Consider the following 25,092-nt stretch of genomic DNA (forward strand, 5'->3'; position numbering starts at 1 on the left):
ATGAAAAACCGCGAACACATTTCAAACACAAGCGTCCGGTAAATAAATCATAGATAAAAGGAATTATTATGAATAATGGGTTTAAAAGGGATAACTTGCTCCAGATACTTAGCGAATTATTGCCAAATGAAACCATTGATGAACGAAAATATGTTCATGGTCTTATTCGTTCGAAGCCAGCGGTGCTGTACTTCGCCGACACACAAATAGTCCAGCTTAATCTTTCATTGTTTTATGATTACAAAGATAATTACCAGCGCATCCCTTATACTGATATACGCGAAATTAAAATGCGCAACGTTCTCTGGCGAAAGTTCGCGCTAATATATACCAATCCGATCGCGCCCATTGAAGTTGAAATGCCCGGCAAATGCCTCGGTTGCCCATGGCAGGCTGAAAACTTAAGCTATCTATTAGAGAAGGATTTCTTTCAGAATAGTTGGCCGCGTTAGGCCTCAATAAGTAGCCCGGATAAGGCGCTTTGCGCCGCTATCCGGGAAATACTACCACGGCGTAATATTACGCCGGCGTACCGGCATAAATATCAAAACGATGTCCTTTGGTCACCACCGCGTTCGGCGTGGCGACATCCGCCAGCGGCGGCGCATAGTCCGGACGCTTCACCACCACTCGTTTGGTCGCCAGCTGTCGAGCCGGCGCCAACAGACCATCGGCGTCTAAATCCGGCCCCACCAGCGACTGAAATACCCGCATCTCTTTTTTGACCAGCGCGCTTTTCTGCTTATGGGGAAACATCGGATCCAGATAAACCACCTGCGGGCGCGGGGTGATATCGGTCAACGCATTGAGGCTGGAGGCATGAATCAGCTGTAAGCGCTCCTGCAGCCAGCCGCCGATCTCCGCATCGGCATAGCCACGTTTCAAACCATCGTCGAGCAGCGCGGCGACCACCGGATTACGCTCCAGCATCCGCACGCGACAGCCGACCGACGCCAGCACGAAGGCATCACGCCCCAGCCCGGCGGTAGCGTCGACAACATCCGGCAGATAATCGCCTTTAATGCCCACCGCTTTGGCTACCGCTTCACCGCGGCCGCCGCCAAACTTGCGCCGATGGGCCATCGCGCCGCCGACGAAATCGACAAAGATGCCGCCAAGCTTGGGTTCATCGCGCTTACGCAGCTCCAGATGCGCGTCCGTCAGCACCAGCGCCATCGGATTCTCAGCATCATGCTCCAGCCCCCAACGGGCGGCCAAAACAGATAAGGCGCCGTCACCGGCGCCTGTTTCATCAATTAAGCAGATCTTCACGTAGCAATCAGCCTTTGATCCCGTAATGCTCAAGCATCGCGTCCAGCTGCGGCTCGCGCCCGCGGAAGCGTTTGAACAGCTCCATCGGCTCTTCGGAACCGCCGCGGCTCAGGATATTGTCGAGGAATGACTGACCGGTTTCACGGTTGAAAATCCCCTCTTCTTCGAAGCGTGAGAAGGCATCTGCCGCCAATACATCGGCCCACAGATAGCTGTAGTAGCCCGCGGCATAGCCACCCGCAAAGATATGGCTGAACGCATGCGGGAAGCGGCCCCAGGTTGGGCCCGGCACCACGGCGACCTGTTTTTTAATCTCGGCCAGCGTCTCGAGGATTTTCGCCCCCTGCTCCGGCGAATATTCCGCGTGTAGACGGAAATCGAACAGACCGAACTCCAGCTGGCGGAGAATAAACATCGCCGCCTGGTAGTTTTTCGCCGCCAGCATTTTCTCCAGCAGCTCCTGCGGCAGAGGTTCACCGGTTTCGTAATGACCGGAGATAAAGGCCAGCGCTTCCGGCTCCCAGCACCAGTTTTCCATAAACTGGCTCGGCAGCTCGACCGCATCCCACGGCACCCCGCTGATGCCGGAAACGCCGGCGGTATCAATGCGGGTCAGCATATGATGCAGACCATGGCCGAACTCGTGGAACAGGGTGATCACTTCATCGTGCGTGAACAGCGCCGGTTTACCGTTTACCGGACGGTTGAAGTTACAGGTTAGATAAGCGACCGGTTTCTGCAGGGAACCATCCAGCTTACGCATCTGGCCGACGCAGTCATCCATCCACGCCCCACCGCGTTTATGTTCGCGGGCATAAAGGTCGAGATAGAAGCTGCCGCGCAGCTCGTTATTTTCGTCATACAGCTCGAAGAAACGCACTTCCGGATGCCACACATCGACATCGGTACGCTCTTGGGCGGTAATACCATAAATACGCTTAACCACTTCAAACAGGCCGTTAACGGCTTTGTTTTCCGGGAAATACGGGCGCAGCTGCTCATCGCTGATGCTGTAGAGATGCTGCTTCTGTTTTTCGCTGTAGTAAGCGATATCCCACGGCTGCAGTTCATCGACGCCAAACTCGGCTTTGGCGAAAGCACGCAGCTGAGCCAGCTCTTTCTCACCCTGCGGACGCGCGCGTTTTGCGAGGTCGGTCAGGAAATCGAGCACCTGCTGCGGGTTTTCGGCCATTTTGGTGGCCAGAGATTTAAAGGCGTAGCTGTCAAAGCCCAGCAGTTGCGCCAGCTCGTGACGCAGCGCGAGGATCTCAGCCATCACCGGGCTGTTATCCCATTTACCGGCGTTCGGCCCCTGATCGGAGGCGCGGGTGGAATAGGCGCGATACATCTCTTCGCGCAGCGCCTGGTTATCGCAGTAGGTCATCACCGGCAGGTAGCTCGGGATATCCAGCGTCAGCAGATATCCTTCCTGCTCTTTCGCCTGCGCCTGGGCCTGAGCGGCGGCCAGCGCGCTTTCCGGCATGCCTGCGAGGTCGGCGACGTCGGTCACCAGCTTGTTCCAGCCCATGGTGGCATCAAGCACGTTGTTGCTGTACAGATTGCCAAGTTCAGAGAGGCGCGCGGCGATTTCGCCGTAGCGTTTCTGCGCTTCCGGCGGCAGGCCAATCCCGGATAATTCAAAATCGCGCAGCGCGTTATCGACCGCTTTTTTCTGCGCGGTATTCAGCGTGGCGTAGTTATCGCCGTCGCGCAGGTCGCGGTAGGCTTTATACAGGCCTTCATGCTGACCGACCCAGGTGCTGTACTCGGAGAGCAGCGGCAGCGTCTGTTCGTAGGCTTCACGCAGCTCCGGGCTGTTTTTTACCGAATTCAAATGGCTGATTGGCGAGAAGATGCGTCCCAGCACATCGTCCACTTCCGCCAGCGGCTGGCAAAGATTTTCCCAGCTATACGGCGCGCCGTGCGCCACCGCGCTTTCCACCGCAGCCCGGCAATCATCGAGCGCTTTGGTGACCGCAGGGACCACGTGCTCCGGTTTGATTGCAGAAAATGGCGGCAATGAAAAAGGCGTCAGTAATGGATTGGTCATATGCGCTGTCCTGTTGAAGAGGGTGAATGAAGCGCGCGTTCCGGCGCTTTTGCATGAGATCTAGAATGGGGGATAGTTGCGGGAATTTCAATGACAGACGGTGCGACAGCGGCAATCCTGGGCGAACTGCGGTAAACTGTCGGTTAACTTGTTTATTTCCGGAATCTCTGCATCCATGCTCAGTTATCGCCACAGCTTTCACGCAGGCAACCACGCCGACGTCCTCAAACACACCGTTCAGAGTTTGATCATTGAATCGCTGAAAGAGAAAGAAAAACCGTTTCTCTACCTGGACACCCATGCCGGCGCGGGCCGCTATCAGCTGAGCGGCGAGCACGCCGAACGTACCGGCGAGTATCTTGAAGGCATCGCCCGTATCTGGCAGCAGGACGATCTACCGACTGAGCTGGAACCGTATATTTCGGTCGTCGAGCACTTCAACCGCAGCGGCCAGCTGCGTTACTACCCGGGTTCGCCGCTTATCGCGCGCCAACTGCTGCGCGAGCAGGACAGCCTGCAGATGACCGAACTGCACCCGAGCGACTTCCCGCTGCTGCGCGCCGAGTTCCAGAAAGACAGCCGCGCGCGCGTCGATAAAGCCGATGGCTATCAGCAGCTGAAGGCCAAGCTGCCGCCGGTTTCTCGCCGCGGTCTGATTCTTATCGACCCGCCGTACGAAATTAAAACCGATTATCAGGCGGTGGTCACCGGGATCAACGAAGGTTATAAACGCTTCGCCACCGGCACCTACGCGCTGTGGTATCCGGTGGTGCTGCGCGCGCAAATCAAACGCATGATCAAAGATTTAGAAGCCACAGGTATTCGTAAAATTCTGCAAATCGAGCTGGCGGTGCGTCCGGACAGCGACCAGCGCGGCATGACCGCCTCCGGGATGATCGTCATCAACCCGCCATGGAAGCTGGAACAGCAGATGAATAACGTACTGCCGTGGCTGCACAGCAAACTGGTTCCAGCCGGTACCGGTCACGCGACCGTGAGTTGGATCGTACCGGAGTAATCGCAACCATCGGTGGAACCTTTTAAGCCTCGCGCTACAATCGCGGAAATTAACGATTAAGGACATATGGGCATGAGCAAACATTATGATTACCTCGCCATCGGCGGCGGCAGCGGCGGTATCGCCTCGATTAACCGTGCGGCGATGTACGGCCAGAAGTGCGCGCTGATTGAAGCCAAAGAGCTGGGCGGCACCTGCGTCAACGTCGGCTGCGTGCCGAAAAAAGTAATGTGGCATGCGGCGCAGATCCGCGAAGCAATCCACCTGTATGGCCCGGATTACGGTTTCGATACCACCATCAATCATTTCGACTGGGATAAGCTGGTCGCCAGCCGCAGCGCCTATATCGACCGTATTCATACCTCTTACGACAACGTGCTGGGTAAGAATAAAGTTGATGTTATCAAAGGGTTCGCGCGCTTTGTCGATGCCCATACCGTGGAAGTCAACGGCGAAACCATTACCGCCGATCATATCCTGATCGCCACCGGCGGCCGCCCGAGCCACCCGAACATTCCGGGTGTGGAATACGGTATTGATTCCGACGGTTTCTTCGAACTGCCGGCGCTGCCGAAGCGCGTGGCGGTAGTCGGCGCGGGCTATATTGCCGTTGAACTGGCCGGTGTGATTAACGGCCTCGGCGCCGAAACGCACCTGTTCGTGCGTAAACACGCGCCGCTGCGTAGCTTCGATCCGCTGATCGTTGAGACTCTGGTGGAAGTGATGAACGCCGAAGGCCCGCAGCTGCACACGAACGCAATTCCGAAGGCGGTAGTCAAGAATGCCGACGGCAGCCTGACTCTGGAGCTGGAAGATGGCCGCAGCCAGACCGTAGATTGCTTGATTTGGGCGATTGGCCGCGAACCGGCGACCGATAACTTCAACCTGGTGGCAACGGGCGTTAAAACCAACGATAAAGGCTACATCATCGTTGATAAGTTCCAGAACACCAACGTACCGGGCATCTACGCGGTGGGCGATAATACCGGCGCCGTCGAGCTGACGCCGGTCGCCGTGGCGGCAGGCCGTCGTCTGTCCGAACGCCTGTTTAACAACAAGCCGGAAGAGCACCTGGACTACAGCAACATCCCGACCGTGGTCTTCAGCCACCCGCCAATCGGCACCGTTGGCTTAACCGAGCCGCAGGCGCGCGAGCAGTACGGCGATGACGCCGTGAAGGTGTACAAATCGTCCTTCACCGCGATGTATACCGCCGTGACCTCTCACCGCCAGCCGTGCCGCATGAAGCTGGTCTGCGTCGGCCCGGAAGAGAAGATTGTCGGTATTCACGGTATCGGCTTCGGAATGGATGAGATGCTGCAGGGCTTTGCGGTAGCGCTGAAGATGGGCGCGACCAAAAAAGACTTCGACAACACCGTTGCCATTCACCCGACGGCAGCGGAAGAGTTTGTCACCATGCGTTAATCCGCGCAGCCCCGTCTCAGGACGGGGCTTCATTTTGACTCCGTCACCAGATTACGTAGGATCTGATGGCCGATGTAGTTACTCCAGTTAAAGCTGTTTTGCAGCACCACCACCGCATTCTGATTCGCTTTATCGAAGCCGATATAGCTCGAATAGCCGCCGATGTATCCCACCTGATAGGTCAATTGCTGCCGGCCAAATGTGTCGGTCACCCAGGCAATGTTCGCTGCTTCAATTTGCCGCGGATAATAATCGACGCTAACGTCCCTGAATGCCTTATCGAGCACCGTCTGCCCCGTGGGCGCGAAGTGAGCGCGGGCATAATTAATCAGATCGGCGGCATCGCTGTACAAACTCGCCGCGCCAACCATGTTATTGGTGAACTGCCAGTCCGGCGTCAGCGCGCCGCGCGGTTTAAACTTCGGCTGATCGCCTGCGTGCCCCAACGCCCGCCACGGATATTCGCGCAGCGTTTGCGGCAGAAAGCTGGTATTCCCCATCGCCAATGGTCGGAAGATCATCCGTGAAGCCAGCGTCTCAATCGATTCGCCGGTTTGGTATTTGAGAATATACCCCAGGATAGCAAAACCAAGATTGGAATAACCCGGCTCGCGCTCCAGCGGCGCATTGAAGTTGCTCAGATAGCTCAGCACGCCGTCGGCATCAAGTTCGTGATAAAAGTTTTCACCATTGTTGAGATACGCCAACAGATGCTCAAGCGACAGCATGTTCATCGGCTGACGCGGCAGCCCGGAGGTATGGGTGACCAGTTGCAGCAAGGTTATCTTGCGGGCGTCGTCGCTGAGCACGGTCCCCGGCGGCAGCAGGGTTTGCAGCGTATCGTTCCAGTGCAAACGCCCCTCGTTGACCAGCATCGTGACCACTTCAGCGGTCACGCCTTTACTTAAAGAGCCGAGGGCAAAAAGCGTTTGCGGAGTTATCGGGTAGCGTTGCTTTTCATCCGTCACGCCGAAGCAGTGAAACTCCGCCGGACCGTTGTGATGAATAATCGCCACTACCACGCCGCTGACCTGCTTCTCGCGCATGTAATGGCTGACGAAAGTATCGACGGAAAGCCGCTGCCCGTTATGCCCCACCAGGCTGGTTTCATTGCTGGGAGGGCTCATTTGCGACAGCGTGCCGGAGCAGCCTGAAACCAACAGTAATGCCAATAGCACAAGGCCTAACCGCTTGTTCAAACTTCACCTACCTGCCGCGCATTTTTGGGATGAGATAAAAAATAGACGCGGATCGTAGCGGCATTACCCGGCCAGCGCAAAGCGAATACGCTGAAAAATAAATAAGGCCGTCGGCACAGATAGCCGACGGCCCGGGCTTTATACCAGTCCGGTGGCGTAGTAAACGCCGATAATGAAAAAGGCACCGAGGATTTTAAACAACGTGATGCCGAGGATCGGTTTATAGGCCTGGCGATGCGTCAGTCCGGTCACCGCCAGCAAAGTGATGATCGCCCCATTGTGCGGCAATGTATCCATGCCGCCCGCCGCCATCGACGCCACACGGTGCATCACTTCCAGCGGGATCCCCGCAGCATGGGCCGACTCCACAAAGCGATCCGCCATCGCCGCCAGGGCAATACTCATTCCACCGGAGGATGAACCGGTGATCCCGGACAAAATATTGATCGTAATCGCCTGATTGAGTAAAGGATTTGGGATCGCTTTCAGCGCATCGGCCACCTGAACAAAGCCCGGCAGCGCGGCAATCACCCCGCCAAAACCATACTCTGATGCAGTATTCAACGCCGCCAGCATCGCGCCGCCAACGGCGACTTTGCTACCGTCGGCCAGCTTACCCTTCAGGCTACGCCCGGCAAACAGGAAGATAGTGATAATTCCGCACAACAAGGCCGCCATCACCGCCCAAATCGCCACCATCTTCTTCACGTCGCTTTCCATCGGCGCTTTCAGTCCCGGCAGGTCAATCAGGAAATGGCTACCGTACGCCTGAGGAATAAGCCAGGTGAACAGCAGGTTGGCGACGCCGACGATTATCAACGGCAGCAGCGCGATCATCGGATGCGGCAAATTAAGGTCTGCCGGGGTTTCAGGTTCATTCACGAGCTCGCTTCCATAACCCTCGCCCCTGCGCTGCGCTTTACGGCGCATCGCCTCCAGATATAACCAGCCGCCAATAGCCACAAATGCGGAACCCAGTACCCCAAGCCAGGGCGCTGCCCAGGAGGTCGTACCGTAAAAAGTAGTCGGAATAATATTCTGAATCTGTGGCGAACCCGGTAGCGCATCCATCGTAAAAGTGAAGGCACCCAGCGCGATAGTCGCAGGCATTAGCCGTTTCGGAATTTGGCTCTGGCGGAACATCTCAGCGGCGAAGGGATAGACCGCAAATACCACCACGAATAGCGAAACCCCGCCATAGGTTAACAACGCGCAGACCAGAATAATCACCGGCATCGCCTTGTTTTGCCCCATCAGCCGGGTAACAGCACTTACGATTGAACGGGAAAATCCGGAAAACTCAATTAATTTCCCGAAGACCGCGCCGAGTAAAAAAACCGGGAAATAGAGTTTTACAAACCCTACCAGCTTATCCATGAAGATATCGCTGAATACCGGGGCAACGGCGGCTGGCTGGGTGAGTAATACGGCGCCGAGCGCAACCAAAGGGGCAAAAAGGATCACGCTATAGCCGCGATAGGCGGCGAGCATCAGCAATCCTAACGCCAGTAAGGCAATCAATACGTCCATAGGGTTATCCGTCAGCATGGCCGCCGCTTATTTCCTTGTTATCGGGCGGCCGATGTTAAGTTGGGGAGCGTATCCCGCTTCCCGTTTCAGACCTTACGGGTTATTCAGGAATCCCAGCGTAAGGAACGTCTTTATTGCCGTAGCGGCGCACGCGGACATTGGCCTGTTCACCGTGGCCGGAGAAACCTTCGAGGGCGCACAGACGCGAACAGTACTCGCCGATCTGCGCGGAGGCGCTATCGGTAAGAACCTTTTGATAGGTGCAGGTTTTGATGAACTTCCCAACCCACAGCCCCCCGGTATAACGCGCCGCTTTACGCGTCGGCAGGGTATGGTTGGTGCCGATAACCTTATCGCCATAAGCTACGTTCGTTCGCGGGCCCAGGAACAACGCGCCAAAGTTCTGCATATTTTCGAGGAACCAGTCCGGGTCGCAGGTCATTACCTGCACATGTTCGAACGCCAGCTCATTGGCGATTTTCAGCATTTCTTCCCGGTCTTCAGCCACAATGATTTCGCCAAACTTCGCCCACGACTGGCGCGCGATTTCCGCGGTGGGCAGCACCGCCAGCAGGCGTTCAATTTCCGCCAGCGTTTCGCGCGCCAGCGTTTCCGAGGTCGTCAACAAAATCGCCGGAGAATCAGGGCCATGCTCCGCCTGACCTAACAGGTCGGTGGCGCAGATTTCGCCATCCACGCTTTCATCGGCAATGACCAGGGTTTCCGTCGGCCCGGCGAACAGATCGATACCGACGCGGCCAAACAGCTGGCGCTTGGCTTCAGCGACAAAGGCGTTGCCCGGCCCTACCAGCATATCCACCGGGGCGATACTCTCGGTACCGACTGCCATCGCCGCCACGGCCTGAATACCGCCCAGGCAGTAGATTTCGTCGGCCCCCGCCATATGCTGCGCAACCACAATCGCCGGCGCCGGCTTACCGTTGAACGGCGGCGCACAGGTGACAATGCGCGGCACACCTGCGACTTTCGCGGTGATAATCGACATATGCGCCGACGCCAGCAGCGGGTATTTCCCGCCCGGCACGTAGCAGCCCGCCGCGCTGATCGGAATATTTTTGTGTCCCAGAATGACGCCCGGCAGCGTTTCAACCTCAATATCTTTCAGGCTGTCGCGCTGGTGCTGCGCGAAATTACGCACCTGCTCCTGCGCAAAGCGGATATCGGCAATATCGCGCTCCGACAGCTGCGCATAGCAATCATCGATTTCCTGCTGCGACAGGCGGAAGTTTGCGCGATCGAGCTTATCGAACTTAATCGACAGCTCGCGCACCGCTGCGTCACCGCGCGCTTCAATATCCGCCAGGATTTTCTCTACCGCTTCACGAACCGTACGGTCGTGAGATTTCACTGCTTCAGATTCCGCACCGCGCTTGAGCCAGATAGCCATAACTTGCCTCACTATGATGTTAATGAAATGCTAATGCATTCGAATTCACTTGCATCCTGGCGTGAATGAAATGTTATGTGAAGCAGCAATGCATTCGAATGCAACGGAGATCGCAAAATTAGTGACAGGGGGGAAGATTCACGCATAATGACGGGGCATGGGTCAGGAGAGGCAACGGAATGGCAGGTCAAAACAAACGAGCAGTCACCAGTTACGATGTCGCGAAAGCGGCTGGCGTCTCGCAATCTGCGGTATCCCGCGCCTTTACCGAAGGAGCGAAAATTTCGCCAGCCACCAAAGAAAAGGTGCGTAAGATCGCCGCCGAGCTGGGCTATCGTCCGAGCTTTATCGCCCAGTCGCTGATCACCCGCCGCTCAACGCTTATTGGTGTTGTCGTTCCGGGGTTGGTGAATCCCTTCTACGCCGCGGTGCTGGATGAACTGTCACAAGCGTTGAACCTGATGGGATACCGGGTACTGTTGTTTTCGACGTACCGTGATGATGACACTACCCCAATCATGGAAGAGATTCTGCGTCATCGTGTTGAAGCGCTAGTGCTGGTGTCCAATAGCCTTTCTTCACACTTTGCTCATGAATGCCAGCAGCTCGGGCTGCCGGTGCTGCTGCTCAACCGCAAAAACGACAGCCGATCGGTTTCCAGCGTCACCAGCGATAACCTGGCCGGCGGCGCCGCGATTGCCGATTTCCTGCTGGATCTCGGCCATCAGCAGCTGGCATTTGTTGCCGGTAGAGATACCTCCTCTACCAGCCGCGACCGGGAGACAGGCTTTCGACAGCGTCTGGAGGCCCGCGGCGCGCGCCCGATGCTGCGCGATAGCGGAATGTGGTCGATAGAAGAAGCGATGAACGCCACCCGCAGACTGATGGCGTTGCCAACGCCGCCGGACGCGCTATTTTGCGCCAACGATATGATGGCCATCGCCGCCCTCAACGTGGTTGTCGGCGAAATGGGCATGAAGGCGGGCGAAGATATCTCCGTCGTCGGGTTCGATGATATCGCCATGGCCAGCTGGCCGCTGATAAATTTAACCACCTGGGTCCAGCCGCTATCGGAAATGGTGGATACCGCCATCGCCGTACTGAAAACGCAGCTGGGCGCGGCTGAAACCAGCGCCGTTCAGCACGTTCTGCAGGGGAAGCTTATCGTCAGGGGCAGTACCCGCCCGCGACGCTAAATCAGCCGCTACGCCACGCCGTTATTACCGTGGCGCATAAATGCCGGACGCTGGTTAAGGGCCATATACCAGCGTTCGACGTTTGCCATCTCCGGGTGGGCGAACGGCGTCATTTTCCAGCGGTGCACCGAAAGCCCCAGCACGATATCCGCCAGCGTAAACGTCTCGCCGGTCAGCCACGCGCCGGTGCGCAGCAACTGGTTGTCGACAATCTGTACGCAGCGCGTCCACGCGGCAATACTCTCTTTAATCGCCGCCGGGTCCTGAAAACGCGGGTCTTTACGCACCAGCCCCGTGAAAGCGTAGCGCCAGGCGCTATTAAACTCCGTCGCCTGCCAGTCCATCCAGTGTTCTACCTGCGCCGCGGCACGTAACGTAGAGGGCAACAAATCCTCACGACCGGCCTTACGCGCCAGATAGCGGCAGATGCTGTTCGACTCCCAAAGGACAAAATCATCATCCACCAGCACCGGCACTAACGCATTCGGATTGAGCGCCAAAAATTCCGGCGTATCAAGCGGGCTATAGCCGCTGCCATAATCTTCCTGCTGATACTCGACCCCCGCCTCTTCGCAGGTCCAGAGCACCTTGCGCACGTTAATAGACGAGCGTTTACCCAAGATTCTTATCATCGTCAGCAACCCTTTTTCGTAATATGGCAGACATGAAGCTTGCCGGATAATGTGTATAGTGGATTGCAGAATAATTATCCACTACAGGTACTCTTACACATGGTCACTCCCTTCAACATCTTAACGCCGGGCAATATCCGCTTTGGCCGCGGGCAGGCCCGCAGCGCCGCGCCGTGGCTGGCGCAATATGATGCCCCGGTGCTGCTGGTTCACGGCGCGACCAAAAGCCGCGCTCAATTTTTACTGAGCGAACTGAGCGCATTGCATCTTCAGGTCAGCACTTTTGCTATCGCCAATGAACCCACGCTGGACGATATTGAACGCGGCGTACGGCTAGCGCGCGAGCGCGGCGTTGGCGCGGTGGTCAGCCTCGGCGGCGGCGCGGTCATTGATGCCGGTAAAGCCATTGCCGCGCTGGTCCCGGCAAGCGGGCCTGTCATCGACTATCTGGAAGTCGTCGGAACGGGGAGAATACTGGAAGCCAGCCCGCTACCGTTTGTCGCTATTCCCACAACGTCCGGCACCGGCGCGGAGGTCACTAAAAACGCGGTCATCAACGTCCCGCTGCAGCAGCGCAAAGTCAGCCTGCGCGACGATCGCATGCTGCCGCAGCTGGCGATTGTCGATCCCGCTTTAACGGATAACGCCCCCCGCACCGTCACCCTCGGCTCCGGCCTTGATGCCTTAACTCAGGTTATCGAACCCTGGCTGTGCACCCGGGCGACGCCCTTCACCGATGCCCTGTGCCGGGAGGCGATCCCCCGCGGCATCGCCGCGTTAAAAACGCTGATGGAAAAAGAGTGTGCCGACAGCCGCGACGAGCTGGCCTGGGTCAGCCTGTGCGGCGGACTGGCGCTGGCCAACGCCGGGCTGGGCGTGGTTCACGGTCTTGCGGGGCCGCTTGGCGGGCTAAGCGATGCCTCCCACGGCGCGCTCTGCGGCTGCCTGCTGCCCTTTGGTCTGGAACTCAATGAGTCGCAGGTAACCAATCCGGCGCTGCGCCAGCGATTCCTCGACGTGCGCCAGTGGATCGCCGCCGGACTTGGCGTCTCGCCGGATGACGCCTGGCAAAGCCTGCGCGAATGGAGCCAGCGCTCGGGGCTCGGCAATTTACGCGACCTCGGCGTGCCGCGCGAAGCGCTGGAACCCGCCGCGCTGGCGGCCAGTAGTTCATCGTCGATGAAAGCCAATCCGGTCACGCTGGATTCAGAGCAACTGCTGGAGATGCTGGAAGCCGCCTGGGAGTAAACGAGCCAACCGCCTGCGTTTACCGGGGCGGTTCAAATTTTGTTGCATAATGAATGCTCCGAATTTCGTTTTCGCGCATTCACGATACCGGTAAATATTCACCCTTTAATTTCAAAGACCTGCTCTTCTTCTCCGCCGTTTTTTCTTAGCGAAAAGCGTGACGTGACGCACAGTTTATCTTCCGCAGACCGAAGCGAGTGTCTACGCTTATTAGAGAGCCCGGGCATGCCCGGCCCCTAAACTCACGCTATCCGGAGGCCTGTATCGCTATGTTCAGCCAGAAACTACGCAACGTTGATGACGACGAGTTGAGGATCGAAAACGATCCGTGCTACGAAGCCGATCCGTATGAGTTAAAACTGGATGAAATGTTCGACGCCGAACCGGAGCCGGAGATCATCGAAGGGCTACCGGCGTCTGACGCGCTGACCCCCGCCGACCGCTATCTCGAGTTGTTTACCAACGTCCAAAAGTCGCGCATTTTTCTTGATAGTAAAACCTTTCCCGACTGCGCGCCGAAACACGATCCGCTGGATATCCTGATGCACTATCGACGGGTTAAGCGTACGCCGGAGTTCGATTTGCGTCAGTTTGTGGAAGACAACTTCTGGCTGCCGGATAACCGCGCCGATGATTACACTTCTGATCCGAAACTGACGCTAAAAGAGCATATCGATAAGCTGTGGCCGGTGCTCACACGTGAACCGCAGGATCATATTCCGTGGTCGTCGCTGCTGGCGCTACCGCAGTCGTACATCGTCCCCGGCGGGCGTTTTAGCGAGACCTACTACTGGGATTCCTACTTCACCATGCTGGGGCTGGCGGAAAGCGGCCGTGAAGATTTGCTCAAATGCATGGCCGACAACTTCGCATGGATGATTGAAACTTACGGCCACATTCCCAACGGCAATCGCACCTACTATCTCAGCCGCTCCCAGCCGCCGGTGTTCGCCCTGATGGTTGAACTGTTTGAGGAAGATGGCGTTCGCGGCGCGCGCCGCTATCTCGACCATCTCAAATTAGAGCACGCCTTCTGGATGGACGGCGCGGAATCGCTGATCCCTAACCAGGCCTACCGTCACGTGGTGCGTATGCCAGATGGTTCGCTGCTTAACCGCTACTGGGACGACCGCGATACGCCGCGCGATGAGTCCTGGCGAGAAGATGTCGAAACGGCGAAGCATTCCGGCCGCCCGCCAAACGAGGTCTATCGTGACCTGCGCGCCGGTGCGGCTTCCGGCTGGGACTACTCCAGCCGCTGGCTGCGCGATATCACCAGGCTTGCGAGCATCCGCACCACCCAGTTTATTCCCATCGACCTCAACGCTTTTCTGTTTAAGCTGGAAAATACCATCGCCAATCTTTCCGGCCTGAAGGGCGATCGCGAGGCTGAAGCCGAATTTCGCCGTAAAGCCAACGCTCGCCGGGAGGCGGTGACCCGCTACCTGTGGGATGAAGAGTGCGGCTGTTTTCGCGATTACGATTGGCGCCGTGAGCAGTTGGCCTTGTTCTCCGCCGCCAGCATCGTCACGCTGTATGTCGGGATGGCGACCCACGCCCAGGCCGAACGGCTGGCGGATGCCGTACGCGCGCGTCTGCTCACCCCTGGCGGCATCATGGCGACGGAATATGAAAGCGGCGAACAGTGGGATAAACCCAACGGCTGGGCGCCGCTGCAGTGGATGGCGGTACAGGGATTCAAAATGTACGGCCACGACCCGCTCGGCGATGAAATCGCCCAGAGCTGGCTGCAGACGGTGAATCAATTTTATCTTAAACACCACAAGCTCATTGAGAAATATCATATCGCCAGCGGCGTCCCACATGAGGGCGGCGGCGGGGAGTATCCGCTGCAGGATGGCTTCGGCTGGACCAACGGCGTCGTGCGGCGACTCATCAGCCTGTACGGCGAGCCGAGGTCTTCATGAGGCACTTTCCGTCGGCAGGCTGTGCTGTTAAGGTTTTATTTTCCCTTTGCCAGAGCCGACAACATGCCCGAACTGCTTACGCCGCGGCTGCGCTGCTCGCCGCTGCAGCTTGACGACTGGTCTTTTTTTCTCAGCCTGCAACAGGATCCGCAGGTGATGCTCTATGTCGCGGATAACCGGCCCATCGCCGATATCCGCGCCGCGTTTGATGCGCGCCTGCCGGTCTGGTCGCCTAAGGCCGCGCACTGGCTGTGCCTGGTGGTTCGCGATCGGCAAAGCCATACGCCCCTCGGCCTGACCGGCTATTGTCATCACGATGATGATATTGCCGAAGTGGGCTTTCTCTTCGCCCCACAGGCGCAGGGCCAGGGCTACGGATATGAATCACTGCGCGCGCTATGTGATTACGCGTTTTCTACAGGCGGCATCCGTCGCCTGACCGCCAGCGTCACCGCCGGTAATCAAGCCTCAAAACAACTGCTGCTAAAAACAGGGTTTATTCAGGAAGGAGAGCTACGCGAGAGCTACTGGCTACATGGCCGTTGGCACAATGACTGGCTGTTTGGCCTGATGCGCCACGATTACCAATAAGGCCCTGGGCCATCCGGCGAATGGGGGCGACCCCGCTTTTCCTCTACACTGCCGCCAACCACAGAGGAAAAGATCATGACCGTCACCACGTTAAGCCTGCCGGGGCTGCGTTTTATCCAGCAGACGCAAGGGCTGGCGCTACTGCCGTATCAGGACAAATTTGGGCAATGGCGGGTCGGCTACGGCCACGCTATCGGTGAAGATGAGAAAGAGACGCCCATCACCGCCGAACTGGCGATGATGCTATTGACGCTAGACCTGCTGCGGTGCCAACAGATATTACAGCGCAGGTTGGTCGTGGAACTGACTCAGCCGCAGTACGATGCCTTGCTGGCGCTGGTGTTCAGTTTAGATGGCAGCGCCCAGCCGCAGTTGGACGCTATTTTGCATTATCTTAACGGCCACAACATGACGCAGGCGCTGGCGATATGGCGGCACATTGACCGCGATAACGCCTATCGCCTGCAGGAGTGCGAGCGGTTTTGTCAGACCAGTTAATTGTCACCGACGCTATTAAATGCCATCGCCGCCTGGGTTCGGTTTTTCACATCCAGCCGCCGATATAACGACTCAAGATGCGCTTTCACGGTCCCTGCGCTGATATTTAACGTACGGCTAATTTCCTTATTAGAGCTGCCTTCCGCCAGCAGTTTTAAAATTTCCTGCTGGCGGCGACTGAGATGCACCGCATGTTTATTGCGATCCGCGGAGGTCATTAACCAGGTGCCCGGCAGACACATCATCCCCAACATGATGCTATTAATGATCTGGGCAAACATATCGGCGCTATCCTCACGTTGGGCAATGGCGCGCACGTTCCACGCCAGCGCTCGTTGCAGCCAGCTTTTATTATCATCCGAAACCACTAATAATACTTTGGCATGCGGAAAACGCTGCTGCTTCTCCTGGAGCAACCAGCAACAAAATTCACTGTTCAGGTCGCCATCAAGTATGAGGAGCGCCTGCGGATGAGCCGTGAGCAGCTGCCACAGCTGTTCTGCCTGACAGGTACTATGAATATTAATTTCAGGAATACGTTGTTGTAAGCCGACTTTCATTCCATGAATAAATATTGACTGCCTGTCAAACATGATTACTTGCATGGACTGCTCTCCATCGAAAAAATACCCCTTAAAAAGTGGGGGAAGGGTAATATCAGCCAGCAAAAATAAGAACTCGCCGTATGACCTAAGCCATTTTACCGATGGAGTAGATGATATAAACATCATGATGATGAATAGTTACACGCCAGCGCGTAACGATTACTCATTCATAATATTTATTACATTTGACGTAAGAAATTCCTTAATTAAACGGATAGCTAACAGGATAATAATATTATTTCTGCCAGTGTAATCCAACCGCTTAAAATCAGCGATACGCATGATGCAAAAGAGTGTTACGGAATAATAAAACGCACAATATGGTGACGCCCTGCGTCATTATGCGCAGGGCGTGGTCATTATAAAAACATGCCGCCGGAAACCTCAACGCGCTGGGCGTTCATCCAGCCAAGCTCGTCGCTCAGCAGCGCAGCAATAGCATTGCCGATATCATCCGGCAGGCCGACGCGCCCCAGCGCCGTCTGAGCGGCAATATGCTGGTTAAGCTGGGCATTATCGCGCACCGCGCCGCCGCCAAAGTCGGTCTCAATCGCGCCGGGCGCGATGATATTGACCGATATCCCGCGCGCGCCGAGTTCCTTCGCCTGATAACGGGTTAACACCTCCATCGCCCCTTTCATCGCCGCATAAGCGGAATAGCCCGGCAGCGCAAAGCGCGCCAGCCCGCTGGAGACGTTCAGAATGCGCCCGCCATCTTTAATCAAAGGCAGCAGCTGCTGGGTAAGGAAGAACGGTCCCTTAAAGTGGATGCTCATCAGCTCGTCAAACTGCGCTTCGCTGGTCTCACTAAACGGCGCGGTCAATCCGATGCCGGCATTGTTCAATAAATAATCGAAACTATCGCGCTGCCACTTCTCCTTCAGACATTGAGTCAGCTGTTGCGTAAAGCCAGCAAAACTGGCGCTATCGCCGACGTTCAGCGGTAATGCCGCCGCTTGCGCTCCTGTTTGCTCAATTTCGCGCGCCACTTCCAGCGCCGCCTGCTGGTTGCTGTGGTAGGTCAGAATAATATCGGTTCCCTTCGCCGCCAGCTTCAGCGCCGCATTTTTTCCCAGACCGCGGCTGCCGCCGGTCACTAAAGCGATACGTTGTGTCATCAGAAACCCCTTCGTCATTACGTGTGTGTGAATAAAGAGCTTATTAGCAGACGTAGTAACAATAAATGCGCTAAATTACGTTTTACTGTTTCGTTAATAACAACAATAGGCAGTAGGTATGGATAAAATTCACGCAATGCAACTCTTCATCCGCGTCGCGGAACTGGAGAGTTTCTCTCGCGCCGCCGATACCCTTGGGTTGCCCAAAGGTAGCGTATCGCGACAGATCCAGGCGCTGGAAAGCCATCTCGGCGCCCGCCTGCTGCACCGCACCACCCGCCGGGTGCAGCTGACTCAGGACGGCATGGTCTATTACGAACGCGCCAAAGACCTGTTAAGTAATCTCGAAGAGCTGGATGGTATGTTTCAGGGCGATCCATCGAGCATCAGCGGCCGCCTGCGTGTCGATATGCCGATCAGCGTCGCCAAAAAACTGGTCATCCCGAAACTTCCCGCGTTTTTACAACAGTATCCCGGCATTGAAATCGAACTGAGCAGTAGCGACCGGCTGGTCGATGTGGTGCGCGAAGGTTTCGACTGCGTGATCCGGGTGGGTACGCTTAAAGACTCGGGACTCATCGCCCGCCCGCTCGGCAAGCTCACGCAAATTAACTGCGCCAGTCCGCATTATCTGGCGCGCTTCGGCTACCCGGAAAGCCTCGACGATCTGGCGGATCATGCCCTGATCCACTACGCCAGCAACTTCGGCGCGCGGCAGCCTGGTTTTGAAGTCGTCAGTGATGGCGCCGTGCGCTGGGTGAAAACCGGCGGCGTGTTGACCGTCAATAGCACCGAAACCTACCAGGCCGCCTGTCAGGCCGGGCTCGGCATTATTCAGGTTCCGCGCATCGCGGTACGCGAACCGCTGCGCACCGGCGAGCTGGTTGAGATCCTGCCGCAGTACCGCGCCGAACCGATGCCGGTATCGATTATCTATCCACATCGGCGCAATCTCTCCCGCCGCGTACATCTCTTTATGGAGTGGCTGGGCGGATTGATGAAAGGTTATGTCGATTAATCAGCGCGAGTCGTCAATACCCGTCTGGCCGATGGGCGCCTGCAAGATGCGTCGTTTAAGGTATACTTTTGGCTGAATATCGCTGTAAAGAAAGGAAGAAATCACTTATGACGCCGGAAAACGACGATCGCCAGCCGCCACAGGAAACGGACCAGCAGCCGGAGAAAAACAAAAGTACGCTCGCCGCCATCAACGATTCCGCCGTTGGGCAGAAAGCTAACCAGGCGCTGAAAACGGTCACCGGAACGGCGGCTAAAGTCCAACGTAATCCGGTGATAGCCCACCTGCTACGCGCCGCCGAGCGCTTCAATGACAGGCTTGGCAATCAGTTTGGCGCAGCCATTACCTACTTCTCATTCTTGTCGATGATCCCGATTCTGATGGTCTCGTTCGCCGCCGCCGGTTTCGTGCTGGCATGGCATCCGACCCTACTGCAGGACATCTTCGATAAAATTCTGCAAAACGTCAGCGACCCGACGCTGGCGGCAACGCTTAAAAACACCATCAACACCGCCGTACAGCAGCGTACCGCCGTCGGGCTAGTCGGCCTGTTGGTCGCGCTCTACTCGGGCATTAACTGGATGGGCAACCTGCGTGAAGCGATTCGCGCCCAGTCGCGCGATGTGTGGGAACGTACGCCGCAGGATCAGGAAAAAATCTGGGTAAAATACTTCCGCGATCTGATCTCGCTGATTGGCCTGCTGGTCGCACTGGTTATCACGCTGTCGATTACCTCCGTTGCCGGATCCGCGCAGCAAATGATCATCTCCGCGCTGTATCTCGATTATATAGAATGGCTGAAACCCGCATGGCGCCTGATTGGCCTGGCGATTTCCATCTTCGCTAACTATCTGCTGTTTTTCTGGATCTTCTGGCGACTGCCGCGCCACCGTCCACGCCGCAAAGCGCTGTTCCGCGGTACGCTAATTGCGGCGATTGGCTTTGAGATTATTAAAATCGTGATGACCTGGACGCTGCCGGCGCTGGTGAAATCCCCCTCCGGCGCCGCCTTTGGTTCGGTACTGGGGCTGATGGCCTTCTTCTACTTCTTCGCCCGTCTGACCCTCTTCTGCGCCGCATGGATTGCGACCGCAGAGTATAAAGACGATAAGCGGATGCCGGGCAAAACCCACGATTAAAGTCATTATCGGGCTGAATAAAGACGCAAAATTCAGCCCAACCTATCATTTCAGCAGATAAATCCAACGCGTAACTTTTATTTAACCTAAAACTGGTTTTATTCTCTAATATTTTAATTATGTGAAGCATTTCATAGAAGATATTTTCTCAGGGCGAAAATTATCCGCTTTTTGCCTGTTTTTTGCGCGATGGCGAGTTTTGTTACAGATTGAAATGTCTCTTTTGCTGTGGCTATATGGCTTTTCGTTCGCTCAAAAATAAGAAAGATCTATGCAAGCCACAGCCACTACTATCGACAACGCGCAAGACGCCACGCCGGTTAACTCGCGTAATAAAGTCGTCGTCGCCTCGCTCATCGGCACCGCCATTGAGTTCTTCGACTTCTATATTTACGCCACCGCCGCGGTTATCGTCTTCCCTCATATCTTTTTCCCACAGGGTGATGCTGCCGCCGCGACGCTCCAGTCGCTGGCGACGTTCGCCATCGCCTTTGTCGCGCGCCCGATTGGCTCAGCGCTATTCGGCCACTTCGGCGACCGCGTAGGCCGTAAGGTCACACTCGTCGCCTCGCTGCTGACTATGGGGATCTCCACCGTGGTCATAGGCCTGCTGCCGGGCTATGAAAGCATTGGCATTCTGGCGCCGATGCTGCTGGCGCTGGCGCGCTTTGGTCAGGGTCTCGGCCTTGGCGGCGAATGGGGCGGCGCGGCGCTGCTGGCGACGGAAAACGCTCCACCGCGCAAACGCGCGCTATATGGCTCCTTCCCGCAACTGGGGGCGCCAATCGGCTTCTTCTTCGCCAACGGCACCTTCCTGCTGCTGTCGTGGCTGTTGAGCGACCAGCAGTTCATGGAATGGGGCTGGCGCGTGCCGTTCATCTTCTCTGCGGTACTGGTCATTATCGGTCTGTATGTTCGCGTGTCGCTGCATGAAACCCCGGTCTTCGCTAAGGTGGCGGCGGCGAAAAAACAGGTCAAAATCCCGCTTGGCACGCTGCTGACTAAGCACGTGCGCGTGACCGTGCTCGGCACCTTCATCATGCTGGCGACCTATACCCTGTTCTATATCATGACCGTTTACTCCATGACCTTCAGTACCGCAGCCGCGCCGATTGGTTTAGGTTTGCCGCGTAACGAAGTGCTGTGGATGCTGATGATGGCGGTCATTGGTTTCGGCGTGATGGTGCCAGTGGCGGGCCTGCTGGCGGATGCCTTTGGCCGTCGTAAAAGTATGATTATCATCACCACGATGATTATTCTGTTCGCGCTGTTCGCCTTTAAACCGCTGCTTGGTTCCGGCAACCCGATTCTGGTCTTCGCCTTCCTGCTGCTGGGCCTTAGCCTGATGGGGCTGACCTTCGGCCCGATGGGCGCGCTGCTGCCGGAGCTGTTCCCGACGGAAGTTCGTTATACCGGCGCCTCTTTCTCCTATAACGTGTCGTCGATCCTCGGCGCGTCGGTCGCACCATATATTGCCGCCTGGCTGCAGGGCAATTACGGCCTGCCGGCTGTCGGTATCTACCTGGCGGCGATGGCGGCGCTGACGCTGATCGCTCTGCTGTTGACCCACGAAACCCGCCATCAATCGCTGTAAGCTGCAGGCCCTGACGCTGTTGCCGTCAGGGCCATCGCTCATCTCATCCTTACTTTTTCATCTGCGACAAAATTGTCCGGCACTGATTCGCCTCGCCTTCCGCCGGCGAGATCAGCGCCAGTAAAGCGGCCGCCGGCGTGACCAGCGTCGCCAACGCCGCCACCACCGCGCCGCGGGCAATCAGCGGCCCGGCTTTCACCCCGGCATCCGGTGATTTAAACGTACCGCGCACGTACAGCGGAGAACGCAGAGTAATCACCCGCAGGCCCTTACTTTCCGGGTCAACGGTCAGATTCAGCTGTTCAGAGGCAAAGCTGGCGGTGCCGGTAATGTTAATCAGCGCGTTCTCGGTATCGAAGGCGAAAATTTGCGGTCGCGCCACGCCGTTGACCACATCGATATTGGCCGCCGCGCAGTTCACCCGAACCTCCTCATCGCCGAAAATCTGCCCGATGATAAAATTACCGACGTTTAAGCCGAGGATTTCCATCAGGTTGCGGCTAATCAGACCATCATTCATCAGCAGCTTAAGGTTGCCGTTGCTGTTGCCAAGCAGCGCCGCCACCGAGTTACCGCTGCCGCGCAGTTGTACATCGCCGCTCATCTCACCGAGCGTTTTCTGCATCATTTCAACATTCGGCATCAGCGCCTTGAGCTTAAGCCGGCGCGCCTGCAGATTGGCTTCGCCCTGTAGCGGTTTTTTATCGCCCTGCAGATGCACGCTGCCGGCAATCGAACCGTTGGCCAGGCCAAAGCGCACCGGCTGCAGGCGCAGGTCGCCGCGCTCAAGAATAATGTGGGTCGCCAGGTCGCTGATGGGCAGAGTACCGCCGTGTTCGATTCGCCGCCCCTTGAAGCGCACATCGGCGTCCATCACCTGCCATTTATCCGTCTCAAAGCGATCGGCCGGCAGGACTTTTCCCGCTGGCTGTACGGCATCGCCCGCTTTGCGTGATGAGGATTTCTTCGCCCCGCCGCCGGAATCAACGCCAATCAGCGGGCCCAGATCCGCCAGCCGCAGCTGTTTAGATTCCAGATCGCCGGTGAGCTTTGGTCGTGGTTTGCCAGTGGTATAGGTCAACGAACCGTGGATATCGCTGTCGCCAATCCGGCCGTTAAAATTGCGATAGTCAAAACGCATGCCGTTTTTATGCTTAAAGTCGGCGCGCAGGCGGCCATCGGTGGAAAACGACGGCGTTTCCGGCAGCAGGACGCCGGTCAGATCGTAGAGGTCGCGCAGCGAGTCGCCGGCAAATTTCAGCCGCAGATCGAGCCCGCCGACATTAAGCGGATCGCTGACCGTGCCGCTAAACGCTATCCGGGTATTACCAGAGTGAAAATCCCCTTGTAGCGGGAACGGCGTACTATCGCTACGCAGCGCCAGCATGCCGCCAATTTTGCCGCTGCCGCTCAGCGGCTGGCCTTTGTAGCGCCCCTTCACCGACAGGCCAAAGATATAATCGCCGGCTTTTGTCGCCTGCGCTTTGTCGCCCGCACCGGTGACTTCGCTAAACGGCAGCGCTTTGCCAAGCGGATCGACCACGATCGCGATATCGCTGCGGGTTACCTTATCGTCAATGGCGATGTTGCCGCGATCGAAGAGAATATTATCAAGGCGGAAAGACCAGGCCGATGGCGGGTTGGCTTTTTCGGATGCCGGGTCAGAAGCTAATTTAAAGGTCCAGTTATTGCTGTTTTCCGTCAGCCTTATCAGCCGGACGTCGGGCTGCTCGAGCTTAATCCACGGCAAATAGACCGTTTTGCTCAGCAGCGCCAGCGGGGCCAGCGTCGCTTCCACGCGCGGCAAATGCACCATCGTCACTTGCGGAATGTCGGGTGGGTTACCCAGCACAATATCTTCGGCATGCACATGCGGCCACGGGATCCAACTGCGCCAACCGCGCTCCTCAGGCTGTCGCTCCCACACCACGCCCAGGTCGCCGCGGATGGCGAATGGCCGATTGAGTTCGGCGGAAACTTTCTGATTGATCGTCGGCTTGAGCCGGTTCCAGTCAAAGGTCGCCAATACGATGAAAAAAAGAACGATTAACAGCACAATCGTTCCCGAGATAATAGCAATCGTTTTACGGGCTCTGGTCATCCCCTCTCCGCTCCTTTTGCGTCTCGTCACTCCTCACTATAGTTGAAGAGCGGAGATTCATCCGCCAAATGCGCTTTTCGTCACATTTTGCGCGTCAGGTCAAAAAATAATGGAACGATGTTTTAATATGGTTGACCCTGTCTGGTACCCAGCGCAAACTACCGCTAATTTCGATTCAATTTCAGGTCAGCACTATGTCTAAGAAAATTGCCGTGATTGGCGAATGCATGATTGAACTGTCAGAGAAAAACGCGGCGGTGAATCGCGGTTTCGGTGGCGATACCTTAAACACATCCGTCTACATCGCGCGCCAGACCAGCGCCGATGCGCTTAGCGTGCACTACGTGACCGCGCTGGGTACCGACACCTTCAGCCAGCAGATGCTGGAGTCCTGGCAGGGCGAACAGGTAAAAACCGATCTGATTCAGCGTATGGCTGACCGTCTGCCTGGCCTTTATTACATTGAAACGGACGAGACCGGCGAGCGCACCTTCTACTACTGGCGCAACGAAGCGGCGGCCAAATTCTGGCTTGAAAGCGAGCGCGCTGACGCCATCTGCGAAGAGCTGGCTACCTTTGATTACCTCTACCTGAGCGGCATCAGCCTCGCCATCCTCAGCCCGTCCAGCCGGGAAAAACTGCTCACGCTACTGCGCGAATGCCGCGCTAACGGCGGGAAAGTGATTTTCGATAACAACTACCGTCCGCGCCTGTGGGCCAGCCAGCAAGAGACTCGCCAGGTGTACCAGCAAATGCTGGAATGCACCGATATCGCTTTTCTGACGCTGGATGATGAAGATGCGCTATGGGGAGCGGTACCAGTTGCCGAGGTTATCGCCCGTACCCACGCCGCTGGCGTCGAAGAGGTGGTGGTGAAGCGCGGCGCGGACTCTTGCCTGGTGGCGATTGCCGGCCAGCCGCTGCTGGAGGTGCCCGCGGTGAAGCTGGCGAAAGAGAAAGTGGTGGATACCACTGCGGCGGGCGATTCGTTCAGCGCCGGCTATCTGGCGGTGCGCCTGACCGGCGGCGACGCGGAATCCGCGGCGAAACGCGGACACCTCACCGCCAGCACGGTTATCCAGTATCGCGGGGCAATTATCCCGCGCGAAGCGATGCCGGACTAAGACCCTATTCCCCTGCTTGCGCTGCGCTTAGCAGGGCTACCAAATCGTACAGTGCTGTAGCCCCGGTAAGCGGTAGCGCCACCGGGGATTTTGAGGCCGCACGAACCGTACCACAGGCGGTGGACGCAGAGCAGATTTTGCGCCGGGTGGCGGCTAACGCCTTACCCGGCCTACGGCCAGTGCCATTGCCATTGCCATTGCCATTGCCATTGCCATTGCAACTGAAGCTTTTAACTCTTCCTTTGTACCCATGACTACTGAAACTGCCGGTGTTGGTGGCCTCAAAATCGCTGAGACGTTCCCGGAAGGCCGGGGCAGCCCGCATGGATGCGGGCTGAGGGCCGTGTTTTGCACGGACGCTGCCTCGGCCCGACCCGAAGCCTGCCGGGATAAGTCGA

General features: G+C 56.9%; 20 protein-coding genes and 1 pseudogene. 12 read left to right on the forward strand and 9 right to left on the reverse strand.

The genetic code is table 11. The annotated features are described in order from the left end of the window. Positions 1-68 precede the first annotated feature (68 nt). Positions 69-452 carry a hypothetical protein gene (locus tag PGR10_RS20355; protein ID WP_430924012.1) on the forward strand — a complete coding sequence of 128 codons (384 nt, stop codon included), beginning with the start codon at positions 69-71 and terminating at the stop codon, positions 450-452. A gap of 67 nt (positions 453-519) precedes the next feature. Here the strand turns inward: PGR10_RS20355 and rsmJ are convergent, their stop codons facing one another. Next, positions 520-1,272, reverse strand: coding sequence for a 16S rRNA (guanine(1516)-N(2))-methyltransferase RsmJ (gene rsmJ / locus PGR10_RS20360; RefSeq protein ID WP_049052009.1), 753 nt, complete (start codon positions 1,270-1,272; stop codon positions 520-522). 7 nt (positions 1,273-1,279) lie between these two features. After that, positions 1,280-3,322: an oligopeptidase A gene (gene prlC, locus PGR10_RS20365; RefSeq protein WP_430924013.1), complete on the reverse strand. Its 2,043-nt coding sequence runs from the start codon at positions 3,320-3,322 to the stop codon at positions 1,280-1,282. Between the two features lie 175 nt (positions 3,323-3,497). On the opposite strand from prlC, the gene PGR10_RS20370 reads away from it, so the two are divergent. Both PGR10_RS20370 and gorA read left to right on the forward strand, forming a co-directional pair. Continuing rightward, positions 3,498-4,340, forward strand: coding sequence for a 23S rRNA (adenine(2030)-N(6))-methyltransferase RlmJ (locus PGR10_RS20370; RefSeq protein ID WP_015703746.1), 843 nt, complete (start codon positions 3,498-3,500; stop codon positions 4,338-4,340). Between the two features lie 72 nt (positions 4,341-4,412). Further along, positions 4,413-5,765, forward strand: a complete 1,353-nt coding sequence (gorA, locus tag PGR10_RS20375) for a glutathione-disulfide reductase (protein ID WP_430924014.1) — start codon at positions 4,413-4,415, stop codon at positions 5,763-5,765. A 29-nt stretch (positions 5,766-5,794) separates the two neighbouring features. Here the strand turns inward: gorA and PGR10_RS20380 are convergent, their stop codons facing one another. The 3 genes and pseudogenes from PGR10_RS20380 to hisD form a co-directional block, all read right to left on the reverse strand. Further along, complete coding sequence (locus tag PGR10_RS20380) at positions 5,795-6,892, reverse strand: serine hydrolase domain-containing protein (RefSeq protein WP_183269089.1); 1,098 nt, start codon at positions 6,890-6,892, stop codon at positions 5,795-5,797. Positions 6,893-8,128: 1,236 nt separating this feature from the next. After that, a pseudogene (locus PGR10_RS20385) lies at positions 8,129-8,494 on the reverse strand (GntP family permease); the annotation flags it as partial. Positions 8,495-8,594: 100 nt separating this feature from the next. Beyond that, the gene (gene hisD, locus PGR10_RS20390) at positions 8,595-9,902 is read right to left on the reverse strand and encodes a histidinol dehydrogenase (RefSeq protein ID WP_430924016.1); all 1,308 of its coding nucleotides are present in this window, start codon (positions 9,900-9,902) and stop codon (positions 8,595-8,597) included. Positions 9,903-10,081: 179 nt separating this feature from the next. On the opposite strand from hisD, the gene PGR10_RS20395 reads away from it, so the two are divergent. Then, positions 10,082-11,098, forward strand: a complete 1,017-nt coding sequence (locus tag PGR10_RS20395; RefSeq protein ID WP_430924017.1) for a LacI family DNA-binding transcriptional regulator — start codon at positions 10,082-10,084, stop codon at positions 11,096-11,098. An 8-nt stretch (positions 11,099-11,106) separates the two neighbouring features. On the opposite strand, the gene PGR10_RS20400 is transcribed toward PGR10_RS20395, so the two are convergent. Further along, entirely contained in the window at positions 11,107-11,730 is a 624-nt protein-coding gene (locus PGR10_RS20400) for a glutathione S-transferase family protein (protein WP_087859003.1), read from the reverse strand. 99 nt (positions 11,731-11,829) lie between these two features. On the opposite strand from PGR10_RS20400, the gene PGR10_RS20405 reads away from it, so the two are divergent. From PGR10_RS20405 to PGR10_RS20420, 4 genes are all read left to right on the forward strand, one after another. Continuing rightward, positions 11,830-12,978, forward strand: coding sequence for an iron-containing alcohol dehydrogenase (locus tag PGR10_RS20405; protein ID WP_213317339.1), 1,149 nt, complete (start codon positions 11,830-11,832; stop codon positions 12,976-12,978). 269 nt (positions 12,979-13,247) lie between these two features. Continuing rightward, the gene (locus PGR10_RS20410; RefSeq protein WP_047078846.1) at positions 13,248-14,906 is read left to right on the forward strand and encodes an alpha,alpha-trehalase; all 1,659 of its coding nucleotides are present in this window, start codon (positions 13,248-13,250) and stop codon (positions 14,904-14,906) included. A gap of 63 nt (positions 14,907-14,969) precedes the next feature. Continuing rightward, positions 14,970-15,497: a GNAT family N-acetyltransferase gene (locus PGR10_RS20415; RefSeq protein WP_087859001.1), complete on the forward strand. Its 528-nt coding sequence runs from the start codon at positions 14,970-14,972 to the stop codon at positions 15,495-15,497. A 75-nt stretch (positions 15,498-15,572) separates the two neighbouring features. Further along, the gene (locus PGR10_RS20420; RefSeq protein WP_430924018.1) at positions 15,573-15,995 is read left to right on the forward strand and encodes a glycoside hydrolase family protein; all 423 of its coding nucleotides are present in this window, start codon (positions 15,573-15,575) and stop codon (positions 15,993-15,995) included. On the opposite strand, the gene PGR10_RS20425 is transcribed toward PGR10_RS20420, so the two are convergent. Both PGR10_RS20425 and PGR10_RS20430 read right to left on the reverse strand, forming a co-directional pair. Continuing rightward, on the reverse strand, positions 15,992-16,600 hold the full coding sequence (locus PGR10_RS20425; protein WP_308957673.1) for a helix-turn-helix transcriptional regulator: 609 nt from the start codon (positions 16,598-16,600) through the stop codon (positions 15,992-15,994). The genes PGR10_RS20420 and PGR10_RS20425 overlap by 4 nt on opposite strands. 359 nt (positions 16,601-16,959) lie before the next feature. Then, complete coding sequence (locus PGR10_RS20430; RefSeq protein WP_430924019.1) at positions 16,960-17,718, reverse strand: SDR family NAD(P)-dependent oxidoreductase; 759 nt, start codon at positions 17,716-17,718, stop codon at positions 16,960-16,962. A 118-nt stretch (positions 17,719-17,836) separates the two neighbouring features. Here PGR10_RS20430 and PGR10_RS20435 point away from each other — a divergent pair, with 118 nt between their 5' ends. The 3 genes from PGR10_RS20435 (at position 17,837) to PGR10_RS20445 (ending at position 21,469) form a co-directional block, all read left to right on the forward strand. After that, positions 17,837-18,736 carry a LysR family transcriptional regulator gene (locus PGR10_RS20435; RefSeq protein ID WP_087858998.1) on the forward strand — a complete coding sequence of 300 codons (900 nt, stop codon included), beginning with the start codon at positions 17,837-17,839 and terminating at the stop codon, positions 18,734-18,736. A 107-nt stretch (positions 18,737-18,843) separates the two neighbouring features. Continuing rightward, positions 18,844-19,875, forward strand: a complete 1,032-nt coding sequence (gene yhjD, locus PGR10_RS20440; RefSeq protein WP_087858997.1) for an inner membrane protein YhjD — start codon at positions 18,844-18,846, stop codon at positions 19,873-19,875. Positions 19,876-20,146: 271 nt separating this feature from the next. Continuing rightward, positions 20,147-21,469, forward strand: a complete 1,323-nt coding sequence (locus PGR10_RS20445; RefSeq protein ID WP_015703754.1) for an MFS transporter — start codon at positions 20,147-20,149, stop codon at positions 21,467-21,469. 49 nt (positions 21,470-21,518) lie between these two features. Here PGR10_RS20445 and PGR10_RS20450 read toward each other — a convergent pair whose 3' ends face one another. Further along, positions 21,519-23,570 carry an AsmA family protein gene (locus PGR10_RS20450; protein WP_430924020.1) on the reverse strand — a complete coding sequence of 684 codons (2,052 nt, stop codon included), beginning with the start codon at positions 23,568-23,570 and terminating at the stop codon, positions 21,519-21,521. 194 nt (positions 23,571-23,764) lie between these two features. Between PGR10_RS20450 and PGR10_RS20455 the strand changes: the two genes are divergently transcribed. After that, on the forward strand, positions 23,765-24,694 hold the full coding sequence (locus PGR10_RS20455) for a sugar kinase (protein ID WP_045397203.1): 930 nt from the start codon (positions 23,765-23,767) through the stop codon (positions 24,692-24,694). Positions 24,695-25,092 lie beyond the last annotated feature (398 nt).

The sequence above is a fragment of the Klebsiella sp. 141198 genome, from assembly GCF_050600785.1.
GTDB classification, from domain to species: domain Bacteria; phylum Pseudomonadota; class Gammaproteobacteria; order Enterobacterales; family Enterobacteriaceae; genus Klebsiella; species Klebsiella aerogenes.

Excerpts from the sequence above, each read along its gene's own strand:
- PGR10_RS20355 (WP_430924012.1), top strand. The coding sequence starts at position 69 with ATGAATAATGGGTTTAAAAGGGATAACTTGCTCCAGATACTTAGCGAA.
- prlC (WP_430924013.1), bottom strand. The coding sequence starts at position 3,322 with ATGACCAATCCATTACTGACGCCTTTTTCATTGCCGCCATTTTCTGCA.
- PGR10_RS20370 (WP_015703746.1), top strand. The coding sequence starts at position 3,498 with ATGCTCAGTTATCGCCACAGCTTTCACGCAGGCAACCACGCCGACGTC.
- gorA (WP_430924014.1), top strand. The coding sequence starts at position 4,413 with ATGAGCAAACATTATGATTACCTCGCCATCGGCGGCGGCAGCGGCGGT.
- PGR10_RS20380 (WP_183269089.1), bottom strand. The coding sequence starts at position 6,892 with ATGAGCCCTCCCAGCAATGAAACCAGCCTGGTGGGGCATAACGGGCAG.
- hisD (WP_430924016.1), bottom strand. The coding sequence starts at position 9,902 with ATGGCTATCTGGCTCAAGCGCGGTGCGGAATCTGAAGCAGTGAAATCT.
- PGR10_RS20395 (WP_430924017.1), top strand. The coding sequence starts at position 10,082 with ATGGCAGGTCAAAACAAACGAGCAGTCACCAGTTACGATGTCGCGAAA.
- PGR10_RS20400 (WP_087859003.1), bottom strand. The coding sequence starts at position 11,730 with ATGATAAGAATCTTGGGTAAACGCTCGTCTATTAACGTGCGCAAGGTG.
- PGR10_RS20405 (WP_213317339.1), top strand. The coding sequence starts at position 11,830 with ATGGTCACTCCCTTCAACATCTTAACGCCGGGCAATATCCGCTTTGGC.
- PGR10_RS20410 (WP_047078846.1), top strand. The coding sequence starts at position 13,248 with ATGTTCAGCCAGAAACTACGCAACGTTGATGACGACGAGTTGAGGATC.
- PGR10_RS20415 (WP_087859001.1), top strand. The coding sequence starts at position 14,970 with ATGCCCGAACTGCTTACGCCGCGGCTGCGCTGCTCGCCGCTGCAGCTT.
- PGR10_RS20420 (WP_430924018.1), top strand. The coding sequence starts at position 15,573 with ATGACCGTCACCACGTTAAGCCTGCCGGGGCTGCGTTTTATCCAGCAG.
- PGR10_RS20425 (WP_308957673.1), bottom strand. The coding sequence starts at position 16,600 with ATGCAAGTAATCATGTTTGACAGGCAGTCAATATTTATTCATGGAATG.
- PGR10_RS20430 (WP_430924019.1), bottom strand. The coding sequence starts at position 17,718 with ATGACACAACGTATCGCTTTAGTGACCGGCGGCAGCCGCGGTCTGGGA.
- PGR10_RS20435 (WP_087858998.1), top strand. The coding sequence starts at position 17,837 with ATGGATAAAATTCACGCAATGCAACTCTTCATCCGCGTCGCGGAACTG.
- yhjD (WP_087858997.1), top strand. The coding sequence starts at position 18,844 with ATGACGCCGGAAAACGACGATCGCCAGCCGCCACAGGAAACGGACCAG.
- PGR10_RS20445 (WP_015703754.1), top strand. The coding sequence starts at position 20,147 with ATGCAAGCCACAGCCACTACTATCGACAACGCGCAAGACGCCACGCCG.
- PGR10_RS20450 (WP_430924020.1), bottom strand. The coding sequence starts at position 23,570 with ATGACCAGAGCCCGTAAAACGATTGCTATTATCTCGGGAACGATTGTG.
- PGR10_RS20455 (WP_045397203.1), top strand. The coding sequence starts at position 23,765 with ATGTCTAAGAAAATTGCCGTGATTGGCGAATGCATGATTGAACTGTCA.